This is a genomic window from Streptomyces sp. NPDC127098 (assembly GCF_042722465.1).
GTDB classification, from domain to species: Bacteria; Actinomycetota; Actinomycetes; order Streptomycetales; family Streptomycetaceae; genus Streptomyces; species Streptomyces millisiae.
Map to the genome: position 1 here is coordinate 1 of NZ_JBHXFJ010000118.1, position 10,049 is coordinate 10,049.

The following is a 10,049-nucleotide window of genomic DNA, read 5'->3' on the forward strand; positions in this document are numbered from 1 at the left end:
AACCCACCGGGCCGCAGGCCGCCAGGCGCTGCGGTCCTCCTCGGCGCGCGGAGCGCGAGCAGGGTGGGTGGGTGGGGACAAACACCGGTGCTGGCGAGGACGGCTCCGGCCGTGGCCCTGCGGCGAAGCCTCCTCGCCGCGCGGCCTTGGCCGGGAGTGGCCGGGCCGGGTGGTCGGCTGATTGCCGGCCCCCTGCGGCGAGGCCGCCTGGCCCGCACGGAGTGCCGGCGGCCGCGCGGCCGCGGCCAGGAGACGGCCGGGGCGGTCGGCTGGTCGCGGCCTGGCCGCTGCGCCCTGCGGCGAAGCCGCCTCGGCGCAGCAGCGCTGACCCCTGGCCGTGGCGCAGTGGGCGGCGGCGAAGCCGCCCTCATCTCGCGCGAAGCGCAGGGCTGGACCAATCGCCTTCCTTGCCGCGTGGAGCGCGGAGAAGGGCGGGTGGGTGGGAGAAAAGCCGGCGCAGCCGAACCCCGGCCCCCGTTCGGGGTGGCGGAGGTGCCTTCGAGGCGTCGACCCCGCCAGGGGTTACTCGTTGACGTCGAGGCCGAGGCTCGGGAGCAGGTCCTCGACGAGGGGCGGGATGGTGACGTCGGGCGTGCCGAGGGACGGGGGGTCGGTGGGGGACTCGGAGGTCCGGTCGTCGGCGGAGCCGGGGAGGAGGTCGTCGGTGCCGGGCAGGGAGGGGACGTCGAGCAGGCCGTGGCTCTCCTCGGGCGTTTCCTGCTTGGGGGTGCCGGACGGGGCGGGGCGGTGGTCGTCGGGGGCGGCGGGCTCCTGCCGGTGGTCGCCGGTGGGGGACTCCGCGGTGGTGGACGGCTGGTGGGCGGCGGACGGGTCGTGGCCGGCGGAGGCCGTGTCGCGTGGCTCGCGGGGGAGGACGGAGCGCAGCGGCGCGATGTCGTCCTCCATGGCCTCGAAGACGTCGTTGACCTCGGTGCCGACGCCGCGCAGCTGGGCAGGGAGGCGCAGGCGGAGGTCGGACCAGGCGTCGCGGTGGGTGGCGGAGAAGGTCGAGAGGGAGGCCATCGGGTCGATGGAGCCGCCGTTCTCGTAGGCCTGGGAGAGCAGCCGGTGGCCCTCGGCCGCGTCGTCGCGCATGTTGGTGAGCGCGCGGTGGATGGCGCCGAGGTCGTCGTCGTCGAGCGCGCCGGCGCGCTGCCGCTCGAGCAGGCGGCGGGCCTCGTTGAGCCGGGTGGCGGCGTGGTCGAGGTAGACGCGGCCGCGGTCGGCGTCCCCGTCGGTGAAGTCGAGGCGGAGGTCCTCCATGCCGCGCTTGAGGCCGTAGAGGGTGTCGCCGGGGAGCGCGTCGGTGCTCGCGGCGGCGACGCCGCCGAAGGCGCCCGCCGCCACGCCCATGGTGAGGCCGCCGGCGGCGAGGCCCTTGGTGAGGCGTGACCTCGGGCGCAGGGCGCTCAGCCTGGGCACCGGCACCGCCCGGTGGGAGCCGCGGCCCGGGCGGGCCCGGCGGGGGCCCGGCAGCCGCTCGGCGGGGCCCGCCGTGGCCTCGCCGCCGCGCTCCAGCGCGGCGATGAGCATGGCGCGCTGCTCCGCCTTGGTACCGGCGCGGAGCTCCGGGCGGGGCAGGGCGGCCAGCCTGTCCACCAGGGACAGCAAGGCGGCCTGCTCCGGCCCGTCCGCCGGCTGGTCCGCCGCCGCCGGCCCGCTGTCGAGCCTGGGCTGCTCGAGCCCGGTCTCGTCGAGGAGCTGGGCGAAGGCGTTGGCCCGGCGGTTGGCCGACACGGATCCGATCACGGGCTGCACCTCCTCTCGTCACAGGATCGACGCGACTCGCTACCGACCGTGTGGAGCGAGTGCACTGCTTGTCCAATTGGCGACAACGAGCGGACGGGCACTCGGGTTACGGCTGGCAGATTATGTGACCGATCGGGTGAGGTTGATCACGCTCTGTTTACGAGCGGAGGTGACACGCGAGGGTTAACGCGCGTCGTCCGGCAGCAGTCTCGCCAGGGTGCGAACGGCCCGGTATTGCAGGGTTTTGATGGCTCCCTCGTTCTTCCCCATCACCCGGGCGGTCTCGGCCACGGAGAGGCCCTGGAGAAACCGCAGCGTGACGCATTCCTGTTGCTGGGGGTTGAGCTTGCGGACGGCTTCGAGCAGCGCGGAGTTGGCCAGGGACTCGAGCACCGAGTCCTCGGGGCTCCGCTCGACCTCGTTGGCGTCCAGCATCTCCCCGGTGGTGACCTCGAGACGGAAGCGGCTGGACTTGAAGTGATCGGCGACCAGGTTGCGCGCGATGGTGACGAGCCACGCGCCGAAGTCGCGGCCCTGCCAGGTGAAGGTGCCGATCCGGCGGAGCGCGCGCAGGAAGGTCTCGCTGGTCAGGTCCTCGGCGGTGGCCCGGCCGCCGACCCGGTAGTAGATGTACCGGTAGACGGTGTCGGAGTAGTGGTCGTAGAGGCAGCCGAAGGCCTCGGCCTCGCCGGCCTGGGCGCGCTCGACGAGGTCCATCATGCGGCGGCTGTCGCTGGGGGCCGTGTCGCGCGCGGTGGAGGCTCCGGCGGCGCCCGGGCGGGCGCGTCTGCCCATGGTGGCGGTGCCGGTGGCGCCGGTGGCGCCGTCGGCGAGGGCGTAGGCCGGACCGGCGGGGGTGGCGGGGGCGGGTGTGGCGAGGGTGGGCACGGCGTACGCGGTGGGGACGAGGGCGCGCAGCCGGTCGACGACCGTGGTGCGCAGCGTAGCCAGGCCCGAGGCGTCAACCCCGACGTGTGGGTACACGGGACTCCCAGAGGCAGAGCTTCCAAACACGTGCAGTGGTCGGCCCGTCACCCGTCAACTGGCGGGGAACGGGTGAGGACCGGATTGCGTCTGAGGAGAATAACGCTTCGTGCTGACGGTGCTACGCGTAGTTGCGAAAATCGCCGATTCGGTTTGATGAGTTACACGTTGTGTATGGTGCGCCACGCAAACGCCATGGTCTTCATGATCGCCGCATGATCGGATTTGCCATCTCGGTGACCGAGTTCGACCGATGGGGGCGTGGAGGTCTGGCCGCGCCTGGGGTTGGGTAAGGAATCGAGGTTGCCCGCGCGGGCCGTGTTGGAGCGGGTGTTCAGCGGCGGCGGCGGTGCAGCGCCAGCGCGGCGGCCGCGCCGCCGGCCACGGCGCCGGCGCCGGCGGCGGCCGGCACGCCGACGCGGACGGCCTTGCGGCCCGTCCGGTAGTCGCGGCGCCGCCAGCCCATCGCGCGGGCGTGGGCGCGGAGCTTGCTGTCCGGGTTGATCGCGTACGGGTAGCCGACGAGCGAGAGCAGCGGGATGTCGTTGGCCGAGTCGCTGTAGGCGGCGCAGCGTTCGAGGTCGAGGCCCTCGGCGGCGGCCAGCGCGCGGACGGCCTCCGCCTTGGCCGGGCCGTGCAGCGGCTCCCCGACGAGGCGGCCCGTGTAGACGCCGTCGACCGACTCCGCGACGGTGCCGAGGGCGCCCGTCAGGCCGAGGCGGCGGGCGATGATGGTCGCCGTCTCGACCGGCGCGGCCGTCACCAGCCAGACGCGCTGGCCGGCGTCCAGGTGCGCCTGGGCGAGGGCCCGGGTGCCGGGCCAGATGCGGTCGGCCATGTACTCGTCGTAGATCTCCTCGCCGATGGCGGTGAGTTCGTCGACGCGGTGACCCCGGACAATGGAGAGCGCGCTCTCCCGCGCGTCCTGCATGTGGCCGGCGTTCTCGGCGCCGGCCAGCCGGAAGTACGCCTGCTGCCAGGCGAACCTGGCCAGCTCGCGCTTGCGGAAGAACTTCCGCTTGTAGAGGCCCCGGCCCAGGTGGAAGATGGCCGCGCCCTGCATCACGGTGTTGTCGAGGTCGAAGAACGCGGCGGCCCTGACGTCGCCGGGGACGGGGAACTCGGGCTCCTCGGCGGGGGATTCGAGGCTGGCCGCCTGCCGCGCGGCCTCGGCGGAGGCGGCTCCGGCGAGCCGGGTGCGGTCGGTGGTGGGCCGCCTGCGGGGGGTGAGCCAGCGGGGGCGTGAGGCGGCCGAGAACGGGCGCGTGAGGCGGGGCCGTGCCATGCCGTTGAGAATACCGGCCGTTGGTTCGAACGCGGGCTGCGGCTGGCGCCGCGTGCGGGCGGCGGGCCGCGCTGCGCGCGGGAGCGCGGATGCCGGTCGCGTGCCGCGAGGTGGTGGAAGGCGGTGGGATCGTCCGCCACAGCCCCCGTGCGGTGCCGTGCCTCGCGCTGCGCGCGGCTGCGCGGCGGCGGGGCTCCGCGTTCGAGTTGGTTCGGGCTGGCCGTGTCGCCGGCCCGGACCGCCGTGTCCGAACTGTGCACGCGCCCAGCGCGTGGGGCCCGCCGGCCCGGACCGGCGTGCGTCCCGCGCACCCGCGGAGCGTCCGGGCCCCGGGCCGGCGTCGGCGGCTTGGCCGCGCGCCGCGCCGAGGCGCCGCCGCGCCGAGGCGCGGCAGAATGGGGGGCATGAGTCCGCTGTTTCGGGCGCGGCGTGGGGGCGGCGCGCGGCTGGTGACGTTGGTCGGGAAGCCGGGGTGTCACCTGTGTGACGCCGCGCGGGAGGTGGTCGCCGGGGTCTGTGGGGAGGCCGGGGTGGCCTGGGAGGAGAAGGACATCACCCGGGACGAGGAGCTGTACCGCCTGTACTGGGAGCAGATCCCGGTGGTGCTCGTCGACGGTGAGCAGCACGACTTCTGGCGCGTGAACCCGGAGCGGCTGCGCCGGGCCTTGGGGGCTTGACCCGGTTTGGATTACCATACGGGGTCGTTTTCTCCCCCGGCGGGCGCATACGTGAGGAGTGTGACCGGGTGTCCTCGTTGGCGTATGTGGCACCGGTCACTTTGGCCGGGCAAAACGGACACCATCTTTGTGCACGCGTTCACAAAGGCATAGCCTGGGCCGGACGGAGCCGTACCGGCGTACATGTGTGCGCCTCGCGCGCCCGCCCTCCGCTTGGCCCGACCGGCAGGAGCACCGTGGCAACTGGCCGAAACCACCGACCGGCGACCCGTAGCCGAGGAATCCCCGAGGCGACGGTCGCCCGGCTTCCGTTGTACCTGCGGGCGCTGACCGCGCTCTCCGAGCGCTCGGTGCCGACGGTCTCGTCCGAGGAGCTGGCGACCGCCGCCGGGGTGAACTCGGCGAAGCTCCGCAAGGACTTCTCGTACCTCGGCAGCTACGGCACCCGTGGCGTCGGGTACGACGTCGAGTATCTCGTCTACCAGATCTCCCGCGAGCTCGGGCTCACCCAGGACTGGCCGGTCGTCATCGTCGGCATCGGTAACCTCGGGGCCGCGCTCGCCAACTACGGCGGGTTCGCCTCCCGTGGCTTCCGGGTGGCGGCGCTGATCGACGCCGACCCCGCGATGACCGGGCGGCAGGTGGCCGGCATGGGCGTCTCCCACGTGGACGACCTGGAGCAGATCATCCAGGCCAACGGCGTCTCCATCGGCGTCATCACCACCCCGGGCGGCGCCGCGCAGCAGGTGTGCGACCGCCTGGTGGCCGCCGGCGTCACCTCGATCCTGAACTTCGCGCCCACCGTGCTGTCCGTGCCCGAGGGCGTCGACGTGCGCAAGGTCGACCTGTCGATCGAGCTGCAGATCCTCGCCTTCCACGAGCAGCGCAAGGCCGCCGACGAGCTGGCGGCCGGCCGCAACGGCACGCCGCGCGTGCCGGCGGCGGTCGAGCGCCGCGCCGGGCGGGCCGAGGACGGTCCGGAGGGCGACATCCCGGCGGTGATGCCCGCATGACTCTGCTGGTGATCGGTCTCAGTCACCGCAGTGCCCCGGTGAGCGTGCTCGAGGCGGCCGCGCCCGCGCCCGACGCGCGCGGCAAGCTGCTGCGCGACGCCGCCGGCGCCGCGGCCACGGGCGGCGGCGCGGGGCGCCCGCCGGCGCTGGAGGCCGCGCTGCTCGCGACCTGCAACCGCATCGAGCTCTACGCCGTGGCGGAACGATTCCACGCCGGGGTCGCCGAGCTCAGGGCGCTGCTCAGCCGGCACACCGGGATGAGCCAGGCCGAGCTCGAGCCCTACCTCTACACGCACCACGAGGACCGGGCCGCCGAGCACCTGCTGAGCGTGGCCTGCGGGCTCGACTCGATGGTGGTGGGCGAGGGCCAGATCCTCGGGCAGATCAAGTCGGCGCTGGCGCTGGCGCAGGAGGAGCACACGGCCGGCCGGCTGCTGAACGAGCTGTTCCAGCAGGCGCTGCGGGTCGGGAAGCGCGCGCACAGCGAGACCAACATCGACCGGGCGGGCCAGTCGCTGGTCACGTTCGGCCTCGAACAGCTGAACGGCGGACGGGCCGGCGTCGACTGGGTGCGCGGCAGGCGTGCCCTGGTGATCGGGGCGGGGTCGATGTCCTCGCTCGCCGCGACGACCCTCGCCCGCGCCGGTGTGGCCGAACTGGTGATCGCCAACCGGACGCTGGAGCGTGCGGAGCGGCTCGCCGCGGGGCTCTCGGCGGAGGACGGGACGCGTGCCCGCGCCGTGCCGATCAACGCCATCTCCATCGCCGCTGAGCTCGCGCTCGCCGACGTCGTCGTGTCCTGTACGGGCGCCACGGGCCTGGTGCTGACCGCGGAGGCGGTCGCCGGGGCCGTGCGCGAGCGCGCCCGCCGCGCCGGCGGCGGCGCGGCCCCCGAGCTCACCGTGCTCGACCTGGCCATGCCGCGGGACGTCGACGCCGCCGTGCACGACGTCGAGGGCGTGCGGCTGGTCGACATCGAGTCGCTCGCCGCCGCCTCGGTCGACGCGCCGATGGCCGCCGACGTGGACGCGGTGCGCGGCATCGTCGCCGAGGAGGTCGCGGCGCTCGGCGCCGCCCGGCGCGCCGCCCACACCACCCCGACCGTGGTCGCGCTGCGCGCCATGGCCTCCGAGGTGGTCGCGGGCGAGCTGGCCCGCCTGGAGGGGCGGCTGCCGGACCTGGGCGAGCGCGAGCGCGCGGAGATCGGCAGGACCGTGCGGCGCGTCGTCGACAAGCTGCTGCACGCGCCGACCGTGCGGGTCAAGGAGCTCGCCGCCGAGCCGGACGGCGCCTACTACGCGGCGGCACTGCGCCAGCTGTTCGACCTCGGCACGCCGCTCGAGCCGCAACAGCTTGATCAGAAGGAGCGGTCATGAACGCACAGCGAGCCCTCAGGCTCGGCACGCGGCGCAGTCTGCTCGCCATGTCCCAGTCACGGGGCGTCGCCGATCTTGTCACCCGGCTCACGGGACGGCCCGTGGAACTGGTCGAGATCACCACCTACGGCGACGTCTCCCGGGAGAGCCTGGCCTCGATCGGCGGCACCGGCGTCTTCGTCTCGGCGCTCAGGGACGCCCTGCTCCGCGACGAGATCGACTTCGCCGTCCACTCGCTCAAGGACCTGCCGACGATCCAGCCGGCGGAGCTGACCCTGGCGGCCGTGCCGACGCGCGCGGACCCCAGGGACACGCTGGTGGCCCGCGAGGGGCTCGACTTCGAGCGGCTCGCGGTGGCGGCCGGCAGGGCCAGGATCGGCACCGGCTCGCCGCGCCGGATGGCCCAGCTGCACGCCTGGGCGCGATCCCTGGGTTGCGAAATCGAAACGGTCCCGATCCGGGGGAATGTCGACACCCGCATCGGGTACGTGCGCTCCGGCGAGCTCGACGCGGTCGTGCTCGCCGCCGCCGGACTGTACCGCATCGGTCGGGAGACGGAGATCACCGAATTCCTCGCGCCCGACATCGTCCTACCCGCCCCCGGCCAGGGGGCACTGGCGATCGAGTGTGCCGCGTCCAACACGGCCCTCGCCGCCGAGCTCGCCGGGCTCGACGACCCGCACACCCGGGTCGCCGTGACCGCCGAGCGCACCCTGCTCGCCACCCTGGAAGCCGGTTGCAGCGCACCCGTCGGTGCGTACGCAGACCTGCTCGCCGAGGCGGCCGGGCAGTCCATCACCGAAATGCGCCTGCGCGGCGTCGTCGGCACCACCGACGGCTCGACGCTGGTGCAGCTGTCCACCACCGGTCCCGTACCGGCTTCTGTCGAGGAGGCCGCGGCCACAGGCCGCGAGCTCGCCGACGAGATGCTCGCCAAGGGCGCGGCCGGTCTGATGGGGGAGCGAGCACATTGAGCCCCATTACCGCACGCACCGCACAAGCCAAGCGGGTCAGGACGTCGCCCACCGCCGTCGCCCACAGCGCTGGTTTCGGACACGTCACCTTCCTCGGTGCCGGACCCGGAGACCCGGGTCTGCTCACTCTGCGGGCCGTCGACGCGCTGGCCCAGGCCGATGTGCTGATCGCCGACCCCGAGGCGTACGAGGTGGTGCGCGCCCATGTCCGGGCGGGAACGGACGCCCCGCTGCAGGCCACGGGCGCGGACCCCGCTGCCGGCGGCGCGGCGGCCGGGACCGTCGATGCCGCTGATCTTGTCATGCGGGCCGCGCGCGGCGGCAAGCGGGTGGTGCGTGCGGTCGCCGGCGACCCCGGCATGGACGCCGACGCCACCGCCGACATGCTCGCGCTGGCCGCCGAGGGCATCACGTTCGAGGTGGTGCCCGGCATCGCGCACGGCGTCGGCGTGGCCGCCTACGCCGGGGTGCCGCTGCGCGACCCGGAGGGCGGCGACGTCCGCTTCGTCGACGGGCCGACCGCCGACGACAGATGCTGGACCGAGGTCGGCGCGAGCGACGCCACCGTCGTGGTCTCCACCACGCTGGAGGCCGTGGCCGTCACGGCGGGCCGGCTGATCGCGGCCGGCCGCAAGCCGGACACCCCGCTGTCGGTCACCGTCGCCGGCACCACGACCCGCCAGCGCACGTGGACGGCGACGCTCGGCACCGTCGAGCGCACGCTGAAGTCCGCTAAGGTGCTGCCCTCGGCCGAGGGCGACCGTCCGGCGATAGCCGTGGTCGGCGAGCGCAGCGCGCCGGCGCAGCGCGACCAGCTCGCCTGGTTCGAGTCCAAGCCGCTGTTCGGCTGGAAGGTGCTTGTGCCACGCACCAAGGAGCAGGCGGCCTCGCTCTCCGAGCAGCTGCGCTCGTACGGCGCGGTGCCGAGCGAGGTGCCGACGATCGCGGTCGAGCCGCCGCGCACCCCGCAGCAGATGGACCGCGCGGTCAAGGGCCTGGTGACCGGGCGGTACGAGTGGATCGCCTTCACCTCGGTCAACGCGGTCAAGGCGATCCGCGAGAAGTTCGAGGAGTACGGCCTGGACGCGCGGGCCTTCGCGGGCATCAAGGTCGCGGCGGTCGGCGAGCAGACGGCGCGGGTGCTGCAGGAGTTCGGCGTACGGCCCGACCTGGTGCCGAGCGGCGAGCAGTCGGCGGCGGGGCTGCTTGAGGACTGGCCGCCGTACGACCCGGTCTTCGACCCGATCGACCGCGTCTTCCTGCCGCGCGCCGACATCGCCACCGAGACGCTGGTCGCGGGCCTCGTGGAGCTCGGCTGGGAGGTGGACGACGTCACGGCCTACCGGACCGTGCGGGCGTCGCCGCCGCCGGCGGAGACCCGGGAGGCCATCAAGGGCGGCGGCTTCGACGCGGTGCTGTTCACGTCGTCGAGCACGGTGCGGAACCTGGTGGGCATCGCGGGCAAGCCGCACAACGTGACGGTGATCGCCTGCATCGGCCCGGCCACGGCCCGCACCGCGGAGGAGCACGGACTGCGGGTGGACGTCATGGCGCCCGAGCCGTCCGTGCTGGCGCTGGCCGAGGCGCTGGCCGAGTACGGGGCCGCGCGTCGCGCGGCGGCGATCGAGGCGGGCGAGGCGTTGAAGCGGCCGAGCGAGAAGCGACCTCAGCGGCGTCGCCGGGCGTAACCGCCCTGCCGGGCGGAGCGGCTCGAAGGGACCGCAACCGCCCACCGGCCCGTTCGTTTCGCTCGGCGCGGGCTGGGGTTTCCCCCACCCGCCCGCCCCTCTTCGCGCTTCGCGCGGGGTCCCTGCGGGGCTTGTTCGCGCTTCGCGCGGGTGCTGCCGCTGGTGCTTTCGCGCCGGCCGGCGCGCGGGCGGCTTCGCCGCTCCGCTCGCGCGGAGCGCGTGAGAAGGGCGGGTGGGTGGGGGCAATCCGCGCGGAGCGCGGGCCCCTGCGGGGCCTGTTCGCGCTTCGCGCGGGTGGCCCCG

At 74.4% G+C, this 10,049-nt stretch carries 8 protein-coding genes; 5 read left to right on the forward strand and 3 right to left on the reverse strand.

The features are described from left to right. Nucleotides 1-522 precede the first annotated feature (522 nt). The 3 genes from ACFWI8_RS35530 to ACFWI8_RS35540 form a co-directional block, all read right to left on the reverse strand. Nucleotides 523-1,749: a DUF5667 domain-containing protein gene (locus ACFWI8_RS35530; protein WP_387100177.1), complete on the reverse strand. Its 1,227-nt coding sequence runs from the start codon at nt 1,747-1,749 to the stop codon at nt 523-525. Nucleotides 1,750-1,932: 183 nt separating this feature from the next. Continuing rightward, the gene (locus ACFWI8_RS35535) at nt 1,933-2,733 is read right to left on the reverse strand and encodes an ECF subfamily RNA polymerase sigma factor, BldN family (protein ID WP_387100180.1); all 801 of its coding nucleotides are present in this window, start codon (nt 2,731-2,733) and stop codon (nt 1,933-1,935) included. Nucleotides 2,734-3,067: 334 nt separating this feature from the next. Then, nucleotides 3,068-4,018, reverse strand: coding sequence for an HAD family hydrolase (locus ACFWI8_RS35540; protein ID WP_387100182.1), 951 nt, complete (start codon nt 4,016-4,018; stop codon nt 3,068-3,070). Nucleotides 4,019-4,413: 395 nt separating this feature from the next. Here ACFWI8_RS35540 and ACFWI8_RS35545 point away from each other — a divergent pair, with 395 nt between their 5' ends. The 5 genes from ACFWI8_RS35545 (at nt 4,414) to ACFWI8_RS35565 (ending at nt 9,746) form a co-directional block, all read left to right on the forward strand. After that, a complete protein-coding gene (locus tag ACFWI8_RS35545) occupies nt 4,414-4,695 on the forward strand; it encodes a glutaredoxin family protein (RefSeq protein WP_311604830.1) in 282 nt (93 codons plus the stop codon). Between the two features lie 236 nt (nt 4,696-4,931). Then, nucleotides 4,932-5,708, forward strand: a complete 777-nt coding sequence (locus ACFWI8_RS35550) for a redox-sensing transcriptional repressor Rex (RefSeq protein ID WP_387100185.1) — start codon at nt 4,932-4,934, stop codon at nt 5,706-5,708. Next, complete coding sequence (locus ACFWI8_RS35555; protein WP_387100187.1) at nt 5,705-7,084, forward strand: glutamyl-tRNA reductase; 1,380 nt, start codon at nt 5,705-5,707, stop codon at nt 7,082-7,084. The genes ACFWI8_RS35550 and ACFWI8_RS35555 overlap by 4 nt, the downstream gene beginning before the upstream one ends. Next, nucleotides 7,081-8,058 carry a hydroxymethylbilane synthase gene (hemC, locus tag ACFWI8_RS35560; protein WP_387100189.1) on the forward strand — a complete coding sequence of 326 codons (978 nt, stop codon included), beginning with the start codon at nt 7,081-7,083 and terminating at the stop codon, nt 8,056-8,058. The genes ACFWI8_RS35555 and hemC overlap by 4 nt, the downstream gene beginning before the upstream one ends. After that, the gene (locus ACFWI8_RS35565; RefSeq protein ID WP_387100191.1) at nt 8,055-9,746 is read left to right on the forward strand and encodes a uroporphyrinogen-III synthase; all 1,692 of its coding nucleotides are present in this window, start codon (nt 8,055-8,057) and stop codon (nt 9,744-9,746) included. The genes hemC and ACFWI8_RS35565 overlap by 4 nt, the downstream gene beginning before the upstream one ends. The last annotated feature ends 303 nt before the right edge of the window (nt 9,747-10,049 follow it).